At 66.3% G+C, this 21,790-nt stretch carries 17 protein-coding genes; 15 read left to right on the top strand and 2 right to left on the bottom strand.

Annotation, left to right across the window (positions count from 1 at the left end):
* Complete coding sequence (locus tag AC1DX2_RS20855) at positions 1–1,122, bottom strand: HD-GYP domain-containing protein (protein ID WP_477198316.1); 1,122 nt, start codon at positions 1,120–1,122, stop codon at positions 1–3.
* 151 nt (positions 1,123–1,273) lie between these two features.
* On the opposite strand from AC1DX2_RS20855, the gene AC1DX2_RS20850 reads away from it, so the two are divergent.
* The 3 genes from AC1DX2_RS20850 to AC1DX2_RS20840 are packed head-to-tail and all read left to right on the top strand — an operon-like array spanning position 1,274 to position 2,454.
* Entirely contained in the window at positions 1,274–1,693 is a 420-nt protein-coding gene (locus tag AC1DX2_RS20850; RefSeq protein ID WP_477198315.1) for a rhodanese-like domain-containing protein, read from the top strand.
* Complete coding sequence (locus AC1DX2_RS20845; protein WP_477198314.1) at positions 1,683–2,120, top strand: YchJ family protein; 438 nt, start codon at positions 1,683–1,685, stop codon at positions 2,118–2,120. The genes AC1DX2_RS20850 and AC1DX2_RS20845 overlap by 11 nt, the downstream gene beginning before the upstream one ends.
* A 19-nt stretch (positions 2,121–2,139) precedes the next feature.
* Entirely contained in the window at positions 2,140–2,454 is a 315-nt protein-coding gene (locus AC1DX2_RS20840; protein ID WP_477198313.1) for a hypothetical protein, read from the top strand.
* A 35-nt stretch (positions 2,455–2,489) separates the two neighbouring features.
* On the opposite strand, the gene AC1DX2_RS20835 is transcribed toward AC1DX2_RS20840, so the two are convergent.
* A complete protein-coding gene (locus tag AC1DX2_RS20835; protein ID WP_477198312.1) occupies positions 2,490–3,926 on the bottom strand; it encodes a hypothetical protein in 1,437 nt (478 codons plus the stop codon).
* Between the two features lie 111 nt (positions 3,927–4,037).
* Here AC1DX2_RS20835 and AC1DX2_RS20830 point away from each other — a divergent pair, with 111 nt between their 5' ends.
* The 12 genes from AC1DX2_RS20830 to uvrA all read left to right on the top strand — a co-directional run bounded on the left by AC1DX2_RS20830 (position 4,038) and on the right by uvrA (position 21,648).
* Positions 4,038–4,694: an HAD family hydrolase gene (locus tag AC1DX2_RS20830; RefSeq protein WP_477198311.1), complete on the top strand. Its 657-nt coding sequence runs from the start codon at positions 4,038–4,040 to the stop codon at positions 4,692–4,694.
* 123 nt (positions 4,695–4,817) lie between these two features.
* On the top strand, positions 4,818–6,440 hold the full coding sequence (locus AC1DX2_RS20825) for a carboxyl transferase domain-containing protein (protein WP_477198310.1): 1,623 nt from the start codon (positions 4,818–4,820) through the stop codon (positions 6,438–6,440).
* 13 nt (positions 6,441–6,453) lie between these two features.
* Positions 6,454–7,632 carry a dienelactone hydrolase family protein gene (locus AC1DX2_RS20820; protein ID WP_477198309.1) on the top strand — a complete coding sequence of 393 codons (1,179 nt, stop codon included), beginning with the start codon at positions 6,454–6,456 and terminating at the stop codon, positions 7,630–7,632.
* A 24-nt stretch (positions 7,633–7,656) separates the two neighbouring features.
* Positions 7,657–9,699 (top strand): acetyl/propionyl/methylcrotonyl-CoA carboxylase subunit alpha, encoded by a 2,043-nt coding sequence (locus tag AC1DX2_RS20815; RefSeq protein ID WP_477198308.1) that lies wholly within the window; start codon positions 7,657–7,659, stop codon positions 9,697–9,699.
* An 11-nt stretch (positions 9,700–9,710) separates the two neighbouring features.
* The gene (locus tag AC1DX2_RS20810; RefSeq protein ID WP_477198392.1) at positions 9,711–10,631 is read left to right on the top strand and encodes a 2-hydroxyacid dehydrogenase; all 921 of its coding nucleotides are present in this window, start codon (positions 9,711–9,713) and stop codon (positions 10,629–10,631) included.
* A gap of 9 nt (positions 10,632–10,640) precedes the next feature.
* Positions 10,641–11,549 (top strand): hydroxymethylglutaryl-CoA lyase, encoded by a 909-nt coding sequence (locus AC1DX2_RS20805; protein ID WP_477198307.1) that lies wholly within the window; start codon positions 10,641–10,643, stop codon positions 11,547–11,549.
* 40 nt (positions 11,550–11,589) lie between these two features.
* Positions 11,590–12,096 (top strand): YbaK/EbsC family protein, encoded by a 507-nt coding sequence (locus AC1DX2_RS20800; protein ID WP_477198391.1) that lies wholly within the window; start codon positions 11,590–11,592, stop codon positions 12,094–12,096.
* Positions 12,093–12,335, top strand: a complete 243-nt coding sequence (locus AC1DX2_RS20795; protein ID WP_477198306.1) for a DUF1289 domain-containing protein — start codon at positions 12,093–12,095, stop codon at positions 12,333–12,335. Before AC1DX2_RS20800 ends, AC1DX2_RS20795 begins: the two co-directional genes overlap by 4 nt.
* A complete protein-coding gene (locus AC1DX2_RS20790; RefSeq protein WP_477198305.1) occupies positions 12,332–12,973 on the top strand; it encodes a 2-hydroxychromene-2-carboxylate isomerase in 642 nt (213 codons plus the stop codon). Before AC1DX2_RS20795 ends, AC1DX2_RS20790 begins: the two co-directional genes overlap by 4 nt.
* Before the next feature lie 191 nt (positions 12,974–13,164).
* Positions 13,165–14,835, top strand: coding sequence for an MFS transporter (locus AC1DX2_RS20785; RefSeq protein WP_477198304.1), 1,671 nt, complete (start codon positions 13,165–13,167; stop codon positions 14,833–14,835).
* A gap of 207 nt (positions 14,836–15,042) precedes the next feature.
* Positions 15,043–15,576: a hypothetical protein gene (locus AC1DX2_RS20780; protein WP_477198303.1), complete on the top strand. Its 534-nt coding sequence runs from the start codon at positions 15,043–15,045 to the stop codon at positions 15,574–15,576.
* 144 nt (positions 15,577–15,720) lie between these two features.
* Complete coding sequence (gene uvrA / locus AC1DX2_RS20775; protein WP_477198302.1) at positions 15,721–21,648, top strand: excinuclease ABC subunit UvrA; 5,928 nt, start codon at positions 15,721–15,723, stop codon at positions 21,646–21,648.
* Positions 21,649–21,790: the final 142 nt, after the last annotated feature.

The raw sequence follows: 21,790 nt of genomic DNA, 5'->3' as shown, positions 1-21,790 counted from the left end.
TCAACGGTTCGATTTCCGGTCGTAGAGTTTTTCGACGGGCACCCGCACCATCACTTGCTCTTCCGGCACGCTGCTGACAATGGCGTGTTCCGGCTTGGCGGTATCACGGCGCAGCGGCTGCTGCATGGGCTCGCCCTTTTTGTTGGTGATGGCGGCGGCCACCGGCGTGTTGGCGCTGGCGCCGCGCTGGGTGACGATGGCCAGCTCACCGCTGGCCAGCCGCACGTGGCAGCCCGGCGGGTAGATGCCGAATTCCTTGATGATCAGCGCCGCCATGGCGTTGCCATTGCTCTGCGTGAACAGTTCGCGCGCCGCCTTCTGGGCCGGTTGCGGCTTGCGGCCGCCGCGCGGGCTGTGCTTGGCGGTGAAGCAGTCGACGAAGCGCAGCAACTGCGACATCTCGCACGGCTGCGTCAGCCGGTTCGGGTAGCCGCTGCCACCGGGCACCTCGTGGTGCTGCTCCACCGCGTCCAGCCAGTCCTCGTCGGCCAGCCCGGCTTCGCGCAGCATGCGGGCGCTGGCGCTGGGGTGGTCGTCGATCAGCTGGCGCTCCTGCGGCGTTAAGCCGCCGCTGCGCGCCGCCAGGTTGCCTTGCAGGTCCAGCATGGCGATGTTCATGGTCAGTGCGGCGCCCAGCAGGCTCTGGCGCCGGCCCTCGTTCCAGCCCAGGCGGCGTGACAGCAGGCCGCACAGGGCGGCGGTGTGCAGCGAATGCACCACGCCATAGTTGGCCGGGCGCGAGTGGTCGTGCCGCAGGATCAGGAACAGCAGCAGGTCGGTGTTGCCTTCGGTCAGCCCGGCCAACATCTCTACCGATTCCTCCACCCGCTGCAGGAAGTAGCGCTCGGTGCTGGAGCGCAGCACGCTGCCCAGCCGTGATTCCAGGTTGGCCCAGCGGTCGCTCATGCTCGGTTGCGGCGCCCCTGGCTCGTCGCGCCCGGCTTCGGTGTCCACCACGTCGACGAACATGCCGCGCGTCAGCAGTGTGTTCAGCATGCCCATGTCGCGCAGCAAAAAGCCCTTGGCCAGCAGCAGGTTGCCGTCGCCATCGCGCACCCCCCAGGGCAGGGTGGCGCCGGGCAACAGGGTGTGGCTGACTTCGGAAAGCGGTATCAATTTCATGATGGTGGCAGTGTGCGCGACCTCGGGTGCGCAGACGTTTTCGCTCTGTATCCTTTGTATCGGCCGTGCTTCGCCGTCGCTGCACCACGGGCGCTGCACCACGGGCGCTGCGCGATACTGATGCTCCACAATCCGTGAAGGAATGCACAAAATGGCCTTGTCCGTGGGTTACAAACAATTGGTGGCGCAGGCCATGGCCGAGGTCACCACCTATTCGGTGGAGCAGGTCAAGGCCCGCCTGGGTGAGCCGCGCCTGCAACTGGTGGACATCCGCGACATCCGCGAGCTGGCCGATGGCACGGCCGTGGGTGCTTTGCACGCGCCGCGCGGCATGCTGGAGTTCTGGGTTGACCCGGAATCGCCGTATTTCAAACCGGCGCTGGGCGACGACAGCAAGGAATACGTGCTGTTCTGCGGCGCCGGCTGGCGCAGCGCGCTGGCCGCCAAGACCTTGCAGGACATGGGCATGCGCAACGTCGCACACATCGACGGCGGCTACGCCGAGTGGGTGAAGCAGGGCGCGCCCACCGAGACGCTGGAGCAGCGCAAGGCGCGCAAGGGTGCGGGCTGACAACGTGGCCGCCGCCCCCGCCGCAAACACCGCCGCCTGCCCCTGCGGCCGCCAGGACCGCGCCGGCCGCGGCTTGGCGTTGGCTCAGTGCTGCGGCCGCTACCTGGGGCATGGGGACGGGGTGCCGGCGCCGGACGCTGAGTCGCTGATGCGCTCGCGCTACAGCGCCTTCGTGCTGGGCGATGTGGACTACCTGCGCGCCACCTGGCATGCCAGCACAAGGCCAGCGGATCTGACGGTGGAGCCCGGCATCAAATGGCTGGGCCTGGAAGTGCGCGCCACCAGCCAGCAGGATGCTGATCACGCACAGGTGGAGTTCGTCGCCCGCAGCCGCGACGCTGGCGGCCGTGCCCATCGGTTGCACGAGCGTAGCCGCTTCGTGCGCGAGCATGGGCGTTGGTACTATGTGGATGGCGACATCCAGTAGCCGAACAGGGGGCGACATGATGACGAAAAATTCAGTGGTGCGCGGCCTGTACTGCCTGCGCTGCAGCAGCCGCAAGGTGGTGCGTGGCTCGCTGGGCGAGTCGGCGCGCTTTTACCCGCAGCGTGGCTTTTTCAGGGCGCTGCTGGGCAAGCCGGTGGTGCTGGCCGGCGACGAGTCGCTGGCCTGTCTGGACTGCGGCCTGGCCTGGAACGAGCTGGACCCGGCCGAATTGCGCCGCAATGTTCGCGCTTTCGGGCTGTCGCCGCACAGTACCGGGACCATGCAGGTCGTCCATGGCAAGATGGACGCCGAAAAAATGGACATGCCGGGCTGAAATCCGGCGCTGTCTTGTTCGGCCGCAGTGTTGGCCTAGGGTTGGTTGTAGATCAGCGCAAACTTGCTGCCGGCCAGCAGATCGGCTGTGCTGAGGCCGTAGCCGGCAAAAATCATCAGACCGGCCAGGCTGGACACATCCAGGCCGGTCAATACCGTCAGGTTGTGGGTGCCCAGTGGGGTGTTGGCATAGGCCGCAATGCCACCGCCCACCACGGGCTGCCAACCCTGGGGCGTCAGTGCCCAAAGGCCGCCCAATGCCGGGGCCCAGGCCACCAGGTACAGAAAACCGGCTTGCCCCTGGTCCGCGCTGGACACGGTCAGCGTGGCCGACAAGCTCAGGCTGTTGCCGCTGCGCACCACATTGGGCGTGATGCTGAAGGTGCCATTGGCCGGTGGCACGGCTGCTGAATTGGCATTGAAGCCGGTGCGCGCCATGATGGGCGCCAGGTCTACCGCCTCGAACGCGGTGTGCGGCACGCTTTGCACCTGGCTGATGGTGGCGTCCTGCCACTGAGCACTGGGCTCGCCTGTCACGTACATATCCGAGCCGCCATCGGCGATGTACATGCCGTAGCGCTTCATCGCCGTCAATATGGCTTGCGCCTGCACCGTGTAGTTGGCGGGAATGGCATAGTCGGCGCGCAGCCGGAACAACTGGCCCATGGCCGGCTTGGCGCTGCTGCTGCCGCCGTTGCTGGTCAGGTGCCGGGCCGGCCACACATAGGCCGCGCGGATCTTGCTGGACTGGATGGTGAAGCGCAGCGCATGGTTGATCTCGCCGGCGCTGGCTTCATCGGCGCGCAGCAGCAAGGGCATGATGGGGAAGCCCGCCGCGTCGGCCGATGTCCAGCCGGCGGGGCGCAGGGCGTTGCTCTTCAAATCAAAGGCGGCGCTGGACAGCACATTCCAGCCGCCACCGGTACGTGGGTAACTGTGATACGCCTCCCACAACACGCACCGGTCCAGGTCAATGGAGAGGATATGGTGGTCGCCCTCGACCGCCGGGTTGGACGCGATGCCGCCTTCCACTTTCGGACTGGCGGGCATGGGCATCAGCGCCTGGCTGCCGGTGTTGACGCAGGGGCTGGCGATGCTGTGGTCGGCTTTGGCGCAATCGCTTTCATCGGGCCAGCCGTTGGCATGAAACAGCGGTTGCCATGTGGTGGCACCGCCGCTGGCGGCGTTGTACGGAATGCCATAGTAGTTGGCGCTGGCCATGTTCTCCGATGTGCCCAGATCGAGGTGCAGGTTGCGCGTGCCGCTGCTGATGGTCTGCAGGTAGGCGGCTGAGTTCGGGTGGACCGGAAGCGCGTCAATGCGGGTGTTGAAGATGTGGTCAGATGGCAGGATCTGGCAGGCGCCCACCTTGGGTGGCGCTGCGCCGGCAGGCAGCAGCACAACGGCCAGGGCCAGCGGCCACCAGCGTGCGGTGACGCGCAAACGGGGCAGGGCGGGGAGCGGTCGGGACATGGGCGAGGCGGGTGGCATGGCGCTGAGGTCGCTTCGGTTATTGTGTGTCAGGATTTGTGCTCGCTACGCCTGCCAATTGCTACCAATTGCTACCACCCACCAGAGGTCACCATGTTGAAATTCGATGCCGTTTTGTTCGACTGCGATGGCGTGCTGGTCGATTCCGAACCCATCACCATCGGCGTGCTGCGCGACTTGCTCGAAGAACTGGGCTGGACGCTGACCCTGCAGGAGTGCATGCGGCATTTCGTGGGCAAATCCATCATGGACGAGGTGGCCATCATTCGCCAGTACACCGGCCATACGGTGGACCGCGCCTGGTTGGCCGGTTTCCAGCAACAGCGCGACCGGGAATTGCGACTCCGGCTGATGCCCATACCCGGCGCGCTGGATGCGGTGCGCGCCATCCATGCGCGATGGTCAGGCCGCATTGCCTGCGCTTCCGGTGCGGACCGGGGCAAGATGGAGTTGCAATTGAACAAAGTGGGGCTGATGCCTTTTTTCCAGGGACGCACATTCAGCGGCCACGAAACGCCGCGCTCCAAACCGTTCCCGGACGTGTACCTGGCCGCTGCCGCCGCGCTGGGTGTGCCGGCCGGTGCCTGCGCGGTGGTGGAGGACACGGTGACCGGCGTCACCGCCGGGGTGGCTGCCGGCGCCACCGTGCTGGGCTACGCGCCGGACGGCCAGGGCGACGCCTTGCTGCAGGCCGGCGCCAGCCGGGTGTTTACCCACATGGCAGACTTGCCTACCATGCTGATGGCGTGAGTCCGGCCAACGAAAAACTGCGGAAACATGCCACAATTGACGTTTACGTAAACGTCAATTTGCCAGTGTGACGGATACCTGCCCTTGCCGGCCGCCGTGCCGGGTTTTGGAAAGCACAACAACATGCCTGTTCTGGAGACCCAACTCAACGCCCGTTCCGCCGAGTTCCAGGCCAATGCCGCCGCCATGCAGGCGGTGGTGGATGACCTGAAGACCAAGCTGGCCCAGGCCGCCTTGGGTGGCGGCGACGCGGCGCGCGCCAAGCACACTGCACGGGGCAAGCTGCTGCCGCGCGATCGTGTGCAGATGTTGCTGGACCCCGGCACGCCTTTTCTGGAACTGTCACCACTGGCCGCGCTGGGCATGTACCCGGACCGCGATGGTACGGACGCCGCGCCTTGCGCCGGCGTCATTGCCGGCATAGGCCGGGTCAGCGGCGTGGATTGCATGATCGTCTGCAACGACGCCACTGTGAAGGGCGGCACCTATTACCCGATGACGGTGAAGAAGCACCTGCGCGCGCAAGAGGTGGCGCAGCAGAACCGCCTGCCCTGCATCTACCTGGTGGACTCGGGCGGCGCCAACCTGCCGAACCAGGACGAGGTCTTCCCCGACCGTGACCACTTCGGCCGCATCTTCTTCAACCAGGCCAACATGAGCGCCCAGGGCATTGCGCAGATCGCCGTGGTGATGGGCTCGTGCACGGCCGGCGGTGCCTATGTGCCGGCGATGAGTGACGAGTCCATCATCGTCAAGAACCAGGGCACCATCTTCCTCGGCGGCCCGCCGCTGGTGAAGGCCGCCACCGGCGAGGTGGTCAGCGCCGAAGACCTGGGCGGTGGCGACGTACACACCCGCCTGTCCGGCGTGGCCGACCACCTGGCGCAGAACGACCTGCATGCGCTGTCGCTGGCGCGCACCGCCATCAAGAACCTGAATGCCAGCAAGCAGCCTGGCGTGACCACGCTGGCCGCCGTGCCGCCGAAATTCCCGGCCAGCGAGTTGTATGGCGTCATCCCCACCGACACGCGCAAGCCGTTTGACGTGCGCGAGATCATCGCCCGCATCGTCGACGGCAGCGAACTGGACGAGTTCAAGCAGCGCTACGGCACCACGCTGGTGTGCGGCTTTGCGCGCGTGGAGGGCATGCCGGTGGGCATCATCGCCAACAACGGCATCCTGTTCAGCGAATCGGCGCTGAAGGGCGCGCACTTCATCGAGCTGTGCTGCCAGCGCAAGATTCCGCTGGTGTTCCTGCAGAACATCACCGGCTTCATGGTGGGCCGCAAGTACGAGAACGAGGGCATCGCCCGCAACGGCGCCAAGATGGTCACGGCCGTGGCCACCGCCCAGGTGCCCAAGTTCACCATCATCATCGGCGGCAGCTTTGGCGCCGGCAACTACGGCATGTGCGGCCGCGCCTACTCGCCGCGCTTCCTGTGGATGTGGCCCAACGCCCGTATCTCGGTGATGGGCGGCGAGCAGGCCGCCAGCGTGCTGGCCACCGTGCGGCGCGACGGCATTGAGGCCAAGGGCGGCAGCTGGAGCATGGAGGAGGAAGAGGCCTTCAAGGCGCCGATACGCACCCAGTACGAAGAGCAGGGCCATCCGTACTTCGCCACCGCCCGGCTGTGGGACGACGGCGTCATCGACCCGGCCGACACCCGCCGCGTGCTGGCGCTGGGCCTGAGTGCCACGCTGAACGCGCCGATACCGGACACCCGTTTCGGCGTGTTCCGCATGTGAGCTGCGGGGCTGCATGAACCCACTGCGCATCGCCTGTCGGTTGTTGCTGCTGGCGGCATGTTGGGCCAGCGCGGGCGCGGCATTGGCGCAAGCCGCCGCGCAGGCTGAGCCTGAGCCGGCGCTGGCGCTTGACCTGCGCGAGGAAATCGTGCGCATCCAGGTGAAGCTGCGCGATCTGTATGGGCGCGAAGAGTCCCGCCCCATGCCCATCACCATCTACCGCCCGGCGGGCAACGGCCCCTACCCGGTGCTGGTGCTGAACCATGGCCGCGCGGTGTCTGAAAAGCGCGGCGCCCAGGGCCGCTGGCACCCCGAGGCGGCGGCCCGTTACTTTGTGGCCAAGGGGTTTGTGGTGCTGGCGCCCACGCGGGTGGGCTACTGGGAAACCTACGGCCCCTTCGATCCTGAGGACACCGGGGCCTGCAACGCTTTGCGCGTAGAGCCGTCATCCCAAGCGGTGTCGGACCAGGTGCTGGCGACCCTGGAGTTTGCCAAGATGCTGCCGTATGCCGACACCTCGCGCTGGCTCGTGGCCGGGCAGTCGGTGGGTGGCTTCACCAGCGTGGCCACCGTGGGCCGCAAGCCGGCTGGCCTGCTGGGCGGCATCAACTTTGCTGGCGGCGTGGGCGGCAACCCGGACAAAAGCCCGGGCCGGCCCTGCAGCCCGTCGGCGCTGACCTACCACTGGGGCCAGCTGGCCAAGAACGCCACGGCGCCCATGCTGTGGCTGTACTGGGCCAATGACAAGTACTGGGGCGAAGACCTGCCCAAACGCTGGCACCAGGCCTGGACACAGGCCGGCGCACAGGCTGAATTCAAGGGCTTGCCCGCCTTTGGTGACGATGGCCATGCCGGCTTTGGCAGCGACATGGACCACTGGCTGCCCGTGGTGGATGCTTTCCTGGCCAAGCTGGGTTTCACGCAGGACGCGATTGTGAGAAAACCGCCAGCCACCGACTTCGCCAAAGTGGATGATGTGGGCAAGCTGCCGGTGCGCGACGCCCTGAAGCAAGCCGCGTATGGGAAGTTCCTGGCTTTGCCGTCGCCACGCGCGATCGCTGTCAATGCGCGCGGCGGCTATGGCTTCGCCAAGGGTGACTATGCGGTGGGGCGGGCCATGGGCAATTGCCAGCGCGCCGGCCTGCCCTGCAAGCTGTATGCGGTGGACGACGTGGTGGTCTGGTCGCCTTGAGCCCGAATGTATGGAGACGATGTGATGTTTGACAAGATACTGATTGCCAACCGCGGCGAGATCGCCTGCCGCGTGGCCGCCACGGCCAAGCGCATGGGCATCAAGACGGTGGCCGTGTATTCCGACGCCGACGCCCGGGCCAAGCATGTCGGCGTGTGCGACGAGGCGGTGCACATCGGCGGCAGCGCGCCCAAGGACAGCTACCTGCAGTGGCAGCGCATCCTGGACGCGGCGCGCGCCACCGGTGCGCAGGCAGTGCACCCGGGCTACGGCTTTTTGAGCGAGAACGAAGAGTTTGCCCAGGCCTGCGCCAGCGCCGGCCTGGTGTTCATCGGTCCGCCGGCCTCGGCCATCCAGGCGATGGGGCTGAAGGCCGAGTCCAAGCAGCTGATGGAGAAGGCCGGGGTGCCACTGGTGCCGGGCTACCACGGCGCCGACCAAGACCCGGCGCTGCTGAAGCGCGAGGCCGACCGCATCGGTTACCCGGTGCTGATCAAGGCCAGCGCCGGCGGCGGCGGCAAGGGCATGCGCGCGGTGGACAAGGCGCAAGACTTTGACGCCGCGCTGGCGTCCTGCAAGCGCGAGGCCACCAACAGCTTTGGCGACGACGCGGTGCTGGTCGAAAAATACGTGCAGCGCCCGCGCCACATCGAGATCCAGGTGTTTGGCGACACCCAGGGCAACTGCGTCTACCTGTTCGAGCGCGACTGCTCGGTGCAGCGCCGGCACCAGAAGGTGCTGGAAGAAGCCCCGGCGCCCGGCATGACGCCGGAGCTGCGCGCCCAGATGGGCCAGGCGGCGGTGGCGGCGGCCCGTGCCGTCAACTACGTCGGTGCCGGCACGGTGGAATTCATCGTCGAGCAGGCGGCGGACGGCAGCATGCGCTTCTTCTTCATGGAGATGAACACGCGCCTGCAGGTGGAGCACCCGGTGACCGAGGCCATCACCGGTCAGGACCTGGTGGAATGGCAGCTGCGCGTGGCCAGCGGTGAGCCGCTGCCGATGAGGCAGGAAGAGTTGCAGATCAGCGGCCATGCCATTGAGGCGCGCATCTGCGCCGAGAACCCGGACAACAACTTCCTGCCGGCCACCGGCACGCTGCAGGTGGCGCGCTGGCCGGCCCACGTGGCCTTCAGCCGCAACGCGGATGGCCAGCCTTTCCATGATGCCGCGCCGGTGCGCATAGACGCTGGCGTGCGCGAGGGCGACGCCATTTCGCCGTTTTATGACTCCATGGTCGCCAAGCTCATCGTGCATGGCGACACGCGCGAGCAGGCGCTCTCCCGGCTGGATGCCGCGCTGGCTGCCACCCACATCGTGGGCCTGGCGACCAATGTGCAGTTCCTGCGCCACGTGGTGCACAGCACCTCCTTCAGCCAGGCGGACCTGGACACGGCGCTGATCCCTCGCGAAGCCGCCGTGCTGTTCAAGCAGGAAAAGCTGGGCCAAGCCTTCACCGTGGCCTGCGCCGTGGCCCATGTGCTGGCCGGTGAGCAGCAGTTGGAGCGCCAGGCAGCGCAGCAGGGCTGGATTGACCCCTGGTCGCGCCGCGACAGCTGGCGCGCGCACGGCGTGACCCGGCGCCGGTTCGATTTCAAATTTCACGGCGAAGCGCTGGTGGCCCACCTCAGCTACCTGCACGATGGGGGCCTGCAACTGGCGATGGGCGAGGTGGCCGGGCCGCTGGTGTTTAGCAGCGCCGGTGCCATGCTGGACGTGCAGTTCCAGGGCCAGCGCCAGCGTGTCAGCGTGTACCACAGTGGTGAGGTCAACCATGTGTTCGGCCGCTCCGGCGCGACGCAGATCACCGTGGTGGACGCGTTGGCCCATGCCGGCGAGGCCCAGGCCGAGGGTGGGCGGCTGACCGCGCCCATGCCGGGCAAGGTGGTGTCCTTCGCCGTCAAGGCAGGGGACGTGGTCAAGCGTGGCCAGGCTCTGGCGGTGATGGACGCGATGAAGATGGAGCACACCATCGCCGCCCCAGCCGATGGCACGGTGGTGGAACTGCTGTACGCGCCCGGCGACCAGGTGACGGAGGGGGCTGAATTGTTGAAACTGTCTGCATGACGGACGAGCCCATGCGCATCAGCTTCTGTTGCACCGACACCAAGCCCGATCCGTGGCTGGAAGGCCTGCGCACCGCCTTGCCGCAGGCGGAGGTGACACTGTGGTCCCCCGGCGCGCCACCGGCCGACTATGCGGTGGTGTGGGCGCCGCCGCAGCAGTTTCTGAATGAGCAACCGCAGTTGAAGGCCCTGTTCAACATTGGCGCCGGTGTGGACGCGCTCATGAAATTGACGCTGCCGACGAACACGTTGGTCGTGCGGCTGGACGATGCCGGCATGTCGGTGCAGATGGCCGAGTACGTGTGCCACGCGGTGAGCCGGCACTTCCGCGATTTCGACATTGAGCAAGCCGAGGTCAAGGCGGGAAAATGGGCCTACCGCCGCCCTAACGACCGGGCGGATTTCCCGGTGGGCATCATGGGCCTGGGCGTGCTGGGCCAGCGCGTCGCGCAGGCGTTGCAGCAGTTTGAGTTCCCGGTGCTGGGCTGGAGTCGGTCGCCCAAAGTCATTCCCGGCGTGCGCTGCTTTGCCGGTGCCGAGCAGATGAATGATTTTCTGGCTTCCAGCCGCATCCTGGTGTGCCTGTTGCCGCTGACGGCCGACACCCGCGACGTGCTGCGGCTGGAAACGTTGTCAAGGCTGAAGCCTGAAGGCTATCTGATCAACGTGGCACGCGGCGCGCACCTGGTGGAAGAAGACTTGCTGACGCTGCTGGACAGCGGCCACCTGGCCGGTGCCGCGCTGGACGTGTTCCGCCAGGAGCCGCTGCCGGCCGACCACCCGTTCTGGAGCCATCCGAAAATCACCATCACGCCGCACAGCTCGGCGCGCACGCTGCGGCGTGAAAGCATCAACCAGATCGTGGGCAAGATGCTGGCCCTGCAGCAGGGCCAGCCGATCGCGGGTATCGTTGACAGAACAGTGGGCTATTGAAGGAACACCATGGGCATCCCGACCAAAGTCAAGATCGTTGACGTGGGCCCGCGCGACGGCCTGCAAAACGAAAAGCAGGCGGTGCCGGCCGCGGTCAAGGTGGAGCTGGTGCACCGCCTGCAAGACGCCGGCCTGAAGCACATCGAGGTCACCAGTTTCGTGTCGCCCAAGTGGGTGCCGCAGATGGCCGACAACGCCGAGGTGATGGCCGGCCTGCAGCGGCGCGACGACATCCAGTATTCGGTGCTGACGCCCAACATGCAGGGCTTTGAAGCGGCGTTGAAGACCCAGCCTGACGAGGTGGTGGTGTTCGCCGCCGCCAGCGAAGCCTTCAGCCAGCGCAACATCAATTGCTCCATTGCCGAGAGCATTGAGCGCTTCCGCCTGGTGGTGCAGGCGGCGCAGGCGGCCAACATCCACGTGCGGGGCGCCATCTCCTGCGCGGTGGGCTGCCCCTACGAAGGCGAGGTGGCGCCCGAGCGGGTGGAGATGGTGGCAAGGCTGCTGAAAGACATCGGCGTGCAGCACGTGGGCGTGGCCGATACCATAGGCGTGGGCACGCCGCGCAAGGTGCAGCGGGCGATGGAAGCGGCGCTGAAGCACTACGATTTGAGCGATGTCTCCGGCCACTTTCACGACACCTACGGCCAGGCGCTGAGCAACACGCTGGCCTGCCTGGAGATGGGTGTGTGGCAGTTTGACGCCTCGGTGTCCGGCCTGGGCGGCTGCCCCTATGCCAAGGGTGCCACCGGCAACGTGGCCACCGAGGACGTGGTCTACCTGCTGCACGGCATGGGCATAGACACCGGCATTGACCTGGACAAGCTGATTGACGCTGGCCAGTACATCAGCGACTTTTTGCAGCGCGCCAATGGCTCGCGCGTGGCCAAGGCCCTGCTGGCCAAACGCGTCACGTGAGCCCTTGAATCCCAACCCCTGAATGGACACCGAAAAGAACATGTGTGGTAGCGAACTCCAAGCCCTGCCCGAGGGCGTGCGCCGCGTGGTGGCAGCCCTGCAGGCCCTGGGCCACCCCCATGCCCCCGTGATGCTGGACGACGCCGCGCGCACTGCGCAGCAGGCGGCCGATGCGCTGGGTATAGGCGTGGGCCAGATTGCCAAGAGCATTATTTTCCGCCGCAAGGCCGATGACGCGGCGGTACTGGTGGTGACCTCTGGCGACAAGCGCGTAGACGAAAAGAAGGTGGAGGCGTTGTTGGGCAAGCTGGGCCGGGCTGACGCCGAATTCGTCAAGGCCGCCACCGGTTTCTCCATCGGCGGCGTGGCGCCGCTGGCGCATGCCACGCGCTGCGTCACGCTGATCGACCGCGAGTTGCTGCGCTTTGAAGAGATCTGGGCGGCCGCCGGCCACCCGCATGGCGTCTTCAAGCTGGCGCCGCAAGACCTGGTGCATTTGACCGGTGGCGCGCCGCTGGCCGACGTGACACAGGGGGTGTCTGCATGACGGCGGGGACCGTGACCGACGCCCTGGCAACACGCGTGGCCCATGCCTTGGCCTGTGCCGAGCAGTTGCCATCGCCTTGCATCTCGGTGTGCGCCATGGTGGCCGCCACCGGCCTGTGCGGGGGGTGCTTGCGCAGCATTGAAGAGATCGCCGGCTGGTCGCGCATGGACGATGCGGCCAAGCGGCAGGTGTGGCAAAGCATCGCACAGCGCGCCGGATTGGCGCAGCAAACCTCATGAAACACATCACCTTCTACCTGGACTTCATCTCGCCCTATGCCTACCTGGCGTTCGAACAGCTGCCGCAGGCGCTGATGGGGCACAGCTACAGCGTCACCCACAAGCCGGTGCTGTTTGCCGCCATGCTGAAGCAGCACGGCCAGCTGGGGCCGGCCGAGATCGCGCCCAAGCGCGACTGGACCTACCGCCAGGTGCTGTGGCAGGCGCACAAGCTGGGCTTGGCCCTGCGCTTGCCCGCCGCCCACCCCTTCAACCCCTTGCCGTTGCTGCGGCTGGCCGTGGCCTGCCAAGCGCAGGGGCAGCCGAACCGCCTGGTGTGCGAGACGCTGTTTCGCCATGTGTGGCAGAGCGGTGAAGACGCCGCCGACGCGGCGCGCCTGCAAGCCGTCACCACCGCGCTGGCGCCAGCGCGTGATGTCAACAGCGACGAGGTCAAGGCGCAGTTGAAAGCCAACAGCGACGAGGCGCTGGCGCTGGGCGCCTTTGGTGTGCCTACCTTCGCGGTGGACGACAAGCTGTTCTGGGGCTTCGACGCGCTGCCCATGCTGCGCGACTACCTGGCCGGCGATGCCTGGTTTGAGGGTGCCGATTGGCAGGCGGCGCGCCAGTTGCCGACCGGCATCAGCCGCAAAACCTGACAAGCCCGTAGATCTTGGGTGCAGCGCAGCATGGCGCTGAGGCTGTCATATTTCACATACCGGCAGCACTTGTTCGGGTTGCTACCTAGTTTGTCAGCTTGCGTTGGCTACACGTCAGAGCGGGGTCAGGGCCGGGCCGAACAATGCGCCACAGCCCCGCTCGGGGGTCACAAACCTTTGGAGACAAATCTATGGCAACAGCAGCGCCGCGTCCCATGTCTGGCGAGGAGAAGAAGGTTATCTTCGCCTCGTCGCTGGGCACCGTGTTCGAGTGGTATGACTTTTACCTGTACGGCTCTTTGGCGCCGATCATCGCCAAGCAGTTCTTCAGTGCATTGGATCCCACGTCTGCCTACATTTTTGCCTTGCTGGCGTTTGCCGCCGGCTTCCTGGTGCGGCCTTTCGGCGCCCTGGTGTTTGGCCGGCTGGGGGACATGATCGGCCGCAAATACACCTTCCTGGTCACCATCCTGATCATGGGCACCTCGACCTTCATCGTCGGTTGTCTGCCCAGTTACGCCTCCATAGGCTTGGCGGCGCCGGTCATCCTGGTGGCCTTGCGCATGCTGCAGGGCCTGGCGCTGGGCGGCGAGTACGGCGGTGCTGCCACCTATGTGGCCGAGCATGCGCCGCACGGCAAGCGCGGTGCCTACACCGCCTGGATTCAGACCACGGCCACGCTGGGTCTGTTCCTGTCGCTGATCGTGATTCTGGTCTGCCGCACCATGCTGGAGGGTGAGTTCGACACCTGGGGTTGGCGCATTCCCTTCCTGCTGTCCATCCTGCTGCTGGCCGTCTCGGTCTACATCCGTTTGAGCATGAACGAGTCGCCGGCTTTTGCCAAGATGAAGGCTGAGGGCAAGACATCCAAGGCGCCGCTGAGCGAATCCTTCGGCCAGTGGAAGAACCTGAAGATCGTGATCCTGGCGTTGGTGGGCCTGACCGCCGGCCAGGCCGTGGTCTGGTATACCGGCCAGTTCTACGCGTTGTTTTTCCTGCTGTCCATTGCCAAGGTGGACGCCAAGACGGCCAACCTGCTGATCGCCGCGTCGCTGGTGATCGGCACGCCGTTCTTCATCGTGTTCGGCGCGCTGTCGGACAAGATTGGCCGGAAAATCATCATCATGGCGGGCTGCCTGCTGGCTGCGCTGACGTACTTCACCGTCTTCCCGATGCTGCTGAATTACGCCAACCCGGCATTGGTCAAGGCGCAGCAAACATCGCATGTGTCTATCACCGCCGATCCGAGCCAGTGCTCGTTCCAGGGCAGCCCGATTGCGCGGCCGATCGATTTCACCACCTCTTGTGACATCGCCAAGCGTACCCTGACCGAGAACTACATTCCTTACAAGAATGTGGCGGCGCCCGCCGGAACCAATGCCACCATCACGATTGGTGACAAGGTCATTCCGTCGTTGACCGCCACCTTGAATGACAAGCGTGACGCCTTCTCAGCCGAGAGCGGCAAAGCCATCGCCGAATTCAAGAAGGCTGTGACCGATGCGGCCAAGGGCGCCGGCCTGACCGCCAAGGCGGACGACAAGGCCATGAACACAGTCATGGTGCTGGTGATCTTGGTCTACCTGGTGATTCTGGTGACCATGGTGTACGGGCCGATTGCCGCGATGTTGGTCGAGATGTTCCCCACCCGCATCCGCTACACCTCGATGAGCCTGCCCTACCACATTGGCAATGGCTGGTTTGGCGGCTTGCTGCCCACCACCGCATTTGCCATGGTGGCGGCCACCGGCGACATCTTCTACGGGCTGTGGTACCCGGTGATCGTGGCAGCCGGCACATTCATCATCGGCATGCTGTTCATCAAGGAGACCAAGGACGTGGACATCTACGCCAACGACTGACGATTCCGTGCCCTTTCCTGGCCTGCGCCGCTGATGGCGTGGCCTGGCGAGCGACCAAAGGCCCCCTCGGGGGCCTTTTTTCTTGGCTGGGTGCTATGGATTGCCCCAATTTGCCCAGAGCGCGTTCCGGCGCTCATAATGCCGAACGCAGCGTCGGCGGTTCATGTCGGCGTTGGCCCTTGGGGAAGACACAGGTTGCCAAACAATATGCGTTACGCGAAAACACAGGCAGGTCAGCAGGCTTTCAAGGAGAGGTCGCCTCTGCTGTCGGCCCGACAGCGCGCCGCCTTCCTGATGTTCGATGGTGTGAAGCCTTTGGATACCGTGCTGCAGGCGGTGGCCGGCCTGGGCGTGACCGCCGCGGACATCGAGCACCTGGTGGCCCAAGGTTTTCTGGAACCCAGCGGGGCGGTGGCGAGAGCACCGGGCCAGCCCGCTGCTGCACCAAGCCAGACCCCTGACGTGGCCGGCGAGTCGGTTGCCGTCGGCGAGCCCGCATCCGCAGGCGCCAATGCCCCGGCCGCAGGCCCTGCCGGTCTGCGCACGCCGGGCCAGCGCTACCAGGATGCCTACCCGCTGGCCGTCAAGCTGGTGTCGGGGCTGGGGTTGCGCGGCTTCCGGCTCAATCTGGCGGTGGAGGCGGCCAGCGGCTACGATGAATTGCTGGCGCTGTTTCCCAAGATACAGGACGCTGTTGGCGTGCGAGAGACGATGGCGTTAGAGGCGGCGCTAAAAGGGTAACCGTCCCGATTTGCATCACCCGGGTCACCCGGGTAAAAAGCTCCGCGCGGGGCTTTTTTTGTTGCAAGGCGTTTCCGGTCAGCGCAATGCAGGGGTAATTTCCAAAGCCTAGAATGTTTGGCCTCACTAGAAAGACCTGCACTCATGGCCCAGGGTTACATCCGCATACGCGGAGCGCGTCAGCACAATCTCAAAAACCTCGACATCGACTTCCGCACCGGCGAATTGACGGTGGTCACCGGCCCCAGCGGCTCGGGCAAATCCAGCCTGGTGTTTGACACCCTGTACGCCGAAGGCCAGCGGCGCTATGTGGAAACCTTCTCGGCCTATGCACGCCAGTTCCTGGACCGCATGGACAAGCCGGCGGTGGACCGCATGGAAGGCGTGCCGCCGGCCATCGCCATCGACCAGACCAACCCGGTGCGTTCATCGCGCTCCACCGTGGGCACGATGACCGAGATCAACGACCACCTGAAGCTGTTGTTCGCCCGTTCAGCCGCGCTGTTCGACCGCGTCACTGCCGCCCCGGTGCAGCACGACACGCCGGAGACCATCTACGGGCAGTTGGTAGCCCGCAATGCCGGCAAGGACAACCGCCTGGCGCTGACCTTCCCGGTGGAGCTGCCAGGCAACACCAGCCAGGAGGAAATGGCGCTGTGGCTGTCGGCCAGCGGTTACACCCGCGTGCAGGCGCAGCGCGAGGTCGCCACGCCCACCGGGCCGCACAAGCTGCTGGACGTGGTGGCAGACCGCTTCCGGCTGGGGCAAGTGGAAAAGTCGCGCGTCATCGAGGCCATCGAGGTGGCGCTGAAGCGCGGCAGCGGCCGGCTCAACGTTTACGACTTGCCAGAAGCACCGGAAGGCGGTGAGGCGCCGGAACCCGTCATCTGGCGCTTCTCCACCGGCCTGCATTGCCCGGAGAGCGATCTGCGCTATGCCGACCCCATCGCCTCGATGTTTTCGTTCAACTCGGCGGTGGGCGCCTGCGACACCTGCCGCGGTTTTGGCCGCGTGATCGGCGTCGACTACGGCCTGGTGATCCCCAACGACAAGCTGACGCTGCGCGCCGGCGCCATCAAGATTTTCCAGACCCCCGCCTGGGCCGAGAACCAGGACGACCTGATGCGCTACGGCGAGCAGGCGGGCATCCCGCGCGACACGCCGTGGAACAAGCTGACGCCGGAGCACAAGGACTGGGTCATCAACGGTTCGCCGAACTGGAACGGCAAATGGGGCAAGCACTGGTACGGCATCAAGCGCTTCTTCGAGTACCTGGAGAGCAAGGCCTACAAGATGCACATCCGCGTGCTGCTGTCCAAATACCGCAGCTACACGCCGTGCCCTACCTGCAACAGTGCGCGTCTGAAACTGGAAAGCCTGCTGTGGCGCATCGGCAGCAAGGCAGATGCCGACGCCGTGTTGCCGCCCGCGCAACGCTTCATGCCACAGGGCACCGGTGTTGCGGCCAAGGGCTGGACGCGCGCGCAGCTGGAGGCACTGCCGGGCCTGTGCCTGCACGACCTGATGCAGTTGCCCATCAGCAAGCTGCAGGGTTTCTTTCGGGCCATGGAGCGCGCCAACCTGGGCGATGCGGACATGGGCAGCGACAAGGGCGCACCCACCACCGCACAGGCCGACGCCAAGGCGTTGAAGCTGCTGTTCGAGGAAATCACCACCCGTCTGAAGTATTTGAACGACGTCGGCATCGGCTACCTGACACTGGACCGGCAAAGCCGCACGCTGTCCGGCGGCGAAGTGCAGCGCATCAACCTGACCACGGCGCTGGGCACCTCGCTGGTCAACACGCTGTTTGTGCTGGACGAGCCCAGCATAGGCCTGCACCCGCGCGACATGGACCGCATCATCCAGGCCATGCAGCGCCTGCGCGACGCCGGCAACACGCTGGTGGTGGTGGAGCACGACCCGGCCGTGATGCTGGCCGCCGACCGCATGATCGACATGGGCCCCGGCCCCGGCGAGCGCGGCGGGCGCATCGTGTTCGACGGCAGCACGAAAGATTTGCGCGACGCCGACACGCTGACCGGTGCCTACCTTGGCGGGCGCAAGCAGGTCGGCATGGGCTTCAAGCGCATGGTGACCGACAGCACGCCGAAGCTGATCCTGGAAGGCGTGCGCGAGCACAACCTGCAGGACATCAGCGTCAGCTTCCCGCTGCAGCGGTTGGTGTGCGTCACCGGCGTCAGCGGCTCGGGCAAGTCCACCTTGATCCAGGACGTGCTGGCACCGGCGTTGCTGCGCCATTTCGGCAAGGCCACCGAGACGCCTGGCGCGCATGACCGGCTGCTGGGCGCTGAGCAGCTCAGCGAGGTGGTGTTTGTGGACCAGTCGCCGATCGGCAAGACGGCGCGCTCCAACCCGGTCAGCTATGTCGGCGCCTGGGACGCGGTGCGCGAGATTTTCGCCAACGCGCCGATGGCCAAACAGCGTGGCTACACGGCGTCCAAGTTCAGCTTCAACAGCGGCGACGGCCGCTGCCCCACCTGCGGGGGTTCCGGCTTCGAGCATGTGGAGATGCAGTTCTTGAGCGATGTGTATCTGCGCTGCCCGGACTGCGACGGCAAGCGCTACCGGCCCGAGATCCTGGAGGTGGTGGTGGAGCGCGGCGRCCGGCACATCAACGTGGCGGACGTGCTGGCCCTGACGGTCAGCGAGGCTGCCGACGTGTTTGCGCTGGACCGCGACGTGCTGCGCGCGCTGCAACCCATTGTGGACGTGGGGCTGGAGTATGTGAAGCTGGGCCAGCCGGTGCCCACGCTGTCTGGCGGTGAGGCCCAGCGCCTCAAGTTGGCGGGCTTTCTGGCCGAGGCGGCGCGCACCAGCAGCGCCAGCAAACAGGCCACGGCGCGGCGCGGCACCTTGTTCATGTTCGACGAGCCCACCACCGGCCTGCACTTCGACGACATCGCCAAGCTGATGCGCGCCTTGCGCAAGCTGCTGGACGCCGGCCACTCGCTGGTGGTGATCGAGCACAACCTGGACGTGATACGCGCCAGCGACTGGCTGATTGACCTGGGGCCCGAAGGCGGCACCGCTGGCGGTCTGCTGGTGGCCCAGGGCACGCCAGAAGAGGTGCGCCTGCACCCCAGTTCGCACACCGCCAAGGCATTGCGCGACTACGACCACAGCCTGGGCCTGGGCGGCGACCAGGTGCAGGAGAAGGGCGCCCCCTGGGCGGCCGGCGGTGGCTATGGCGTCTACACCCCCTTGCGCAAGAGCACGGCATTGCCGGACAGCACGCAGGCCGGCGATCTGGTGCGCCGTGCCAAGGCCGGGCTGACCGAGCCGGTCGACGGCGGCGCGGGCGATGCGATACAGATCGTCAACGCGCGCGAGCACAACCTGAAGTCGCTGTCGGTGAACATCCCGCGCGGCAAGTTCAGCGTCGTGACTGGCGTCAGTGGTTCCGGCAAATCCACGCTGGCGTTCGACATCCTGTTCAACGAAGGGCAGCGGCGCTACCTGGAGTCGCTGAACGCCTATGCGCGCTCCATCGTGCAGCCGGCAGGCCGGCCGGAGGTGGACGCGGTCTATGGCATACCGCCCACGGTGGCGATCGAGCAGCGCTTGTCACGCGGCGGGCGCAAGAGCACGGTGGGCACCACCACCGAGGTCTGGCACTTCCTGCGCCTGCTGTACGTGAAGCTGGGCGTGCAGCACTGCATCCATGACGGCACGGCGGTGCAGCCGCAGACGGCAGACAGCATTGCCGCGCAGTTGCTGAAGCGTTTCCGCGGCCAGCACATTGGCCTGCTGGCCCCGCTGGTGGTGAATCGCAAGGGCGTCTACACCGAGCTGGCGGATTGGGCGCGCCCACGTGGCTACACCCACCTGCGGGTGGACGGCAACTTCCTGCCCACCACCGGCTTCCCGCGCATCGACCGCTTCAAGGAACACACGGTGGAGTTGCCTGTGGCCAGCCTGGACGTGACGCCCGAGAACGAAGAAGCGTTGCGCCAGGCGCTGGCCCGGGCGCTGGAACACGGCAAGGGCGTGGTGCATGTGCTCAGCGACCTGACCGGCCTGCGCGCGGCCATGCTGGCCGGCACGCCGGCCGCCGGCATCGGCCAGTTGCATGTGTACTCCACCAAGCGTGCCTGCCCGGTGTGCAGCACCAGCTATGCCGAGCTGGACCCGCGCCTGTTCAGCTACAACAGCAAGCATGGCTGGTGCCCGGACTGCGTGGGCACCGGCATTGCGCTGACCAAGGAACAGCGCAAGGCGCTGGACGACTCGGTGCGCGATGACGACAACAAGGGCCGCGAGCAGACCTTTGCTGAAGTCGAGCTGGAAGACCTGACCGAGGCCGCCTGCCCCGGCTGCCACGGCACGCGCCTGAACGCCACCGCGCGCCATGTGCGCTTCGGTGCCCACGAGCACGTGGACGCCGGACCGGCGGCCGACGGCGTGCCCATCACCGACATTGCCAGCCTGTCCGTGACGGACGTGCGCAAGTGGGTGCAGGTGCTGCAGCAACAGGGCCACATGAGCGCCCGCGAGACCGACATCGCACGCGACCTGGTGCCCGAGATCAAGAGCCGGCTGGAGTTCCTGGAAGAGGTCGGCCTGGGCTACCTGACGCTGGACCGCGGTGCCCCCACGCTGAGCGGCGGCGAGGCCCAGCGCATACGCCTGGCGGCGCAGCTGGGCAGCAACCTGCAGGGCGTGTGTTACGTGCTGGACGAGCCCACCATTGGCCTGCATGCGCGCGACAACCAGATCCTGCTCAACGCCCTGCACAAGCTGGGCGACAAGGGCAACACGCTGGTGGTGGTGGAGCACGACGAGGACACCATACGCCGCGCCGACCACATCATCGACATCGGCCCCAGCGCTGGCAAGCGTGGTGGCCGGGTGGTGGCGCAAGGGGCGGTGGCCGATATTTCCAAGGCCGGCGAGTCCGTCACCGGCCGTTACCTGCTGCATGCCATCAAGCACCCGCTGCACCCGCGCCGCGAAGTGGGCAAGCCGGCGGCGGATGCCAAGGCCGGCAGACCGTGGCTGGAGCTGACCGGTGCCAACCTGCACAACCTGCGCAACGTTGATGTACAGGTGCCCTTGCAACGCCTGGTGGCGGTCACCGGTGTCAGCGGTTCGGGCAAGTCCACGCTGGCGCGCGACGTGCTGCTGGCCAATGTGCAGGCGGCCGTCAGCCAGCGTGCCACCAAGGCCGGGCGCGATGCGCAGGCCAAAGGCAAGTTTCCCACCTGGGTGGGCTGCACCGGGCTGGATGGCTACCAGACCGTGGACCGGGTGCTGGAGGTGGACCAGACGCCGATCGGCAAGACGCCGCGTTCATGTCCTGCTACCTACATCGGCTTCTGGGACGTGATACGCAAGCTGTTCGCCGACACGCTGGAGGCCAAGGCGCGCGGCTACGCCGCCAACCGCTTCAGCTTCAACACCGGCGACGGCCGTTGCCCCAGTTGCGAAGGGCAGGGCATACGCACCATCGCCATGAGCTTCCTGCCGGACGTGAAGGTGCTGTGCGAGACTTGTCGCGGCGCCCGCTTCAACCCCGAGACCCAGGCCGTGACCTGGCGCGGCAAGAACATCGGCGACGTGCTGCAGATGGAGGTGGACGAGGCGGTGGAGTTTTTCGCCGCCATGCCCAACATCAGCCACCCGCTGCAGTTGCTGAAAGACGTGGGCCTGGGCTACCTGACGCTGGGCCAGCCGTCACCCACGCTGAGCGGCGGCGAGGCCCAGCGCATCAAGCTGGTGACCGAGCTGAGCAAGGTGCGCGACGACATCACCCGGCGCGGCCAGAAGGCGCCGCACACGCTGTACGTGCTGGACGAGCCCACGGTGGGCCTGCACATGGCCGACGTTGAAAAGTTGACCCATGTGCTGCACCGCCTGGTCAACGGCGGCCACAGTGTGCTGGTGATCGAGCACGACCTGGACGTGATCGCCGAGGCCGACTGGGTCATCGACCTGGGACCGGAGGGGGGCAATGCGGGCGGGCAGATCGTGGCGGCCACGACGCCGGAGGGCGTGGTGAAGCTGGGCACACCTACGGGCAAAGCGTTGAAGGCTGTGCTGGAGAGGTAGCCCGTTCCCTCGTGAAGGTAGCAGGTGCTATTCGTTGCCCGGTTGGTGAACTGCCGATGCCGCTGGTGCGCGTGGCTACGCGGATGTCCCCCGGGCCTGCGGCCCTCCTCCTTGATTCCGCTCCGCCACGCGCCCCAGCGAC

This window comes from Hylemonella sp. P2_B10 (assembly GCF_056404875.1).
The sequence above is the reverse complement of the archived record's forward strand: the minus strand, read 5'-3'. Positions and strand labels throughout refer to the sequence as shown.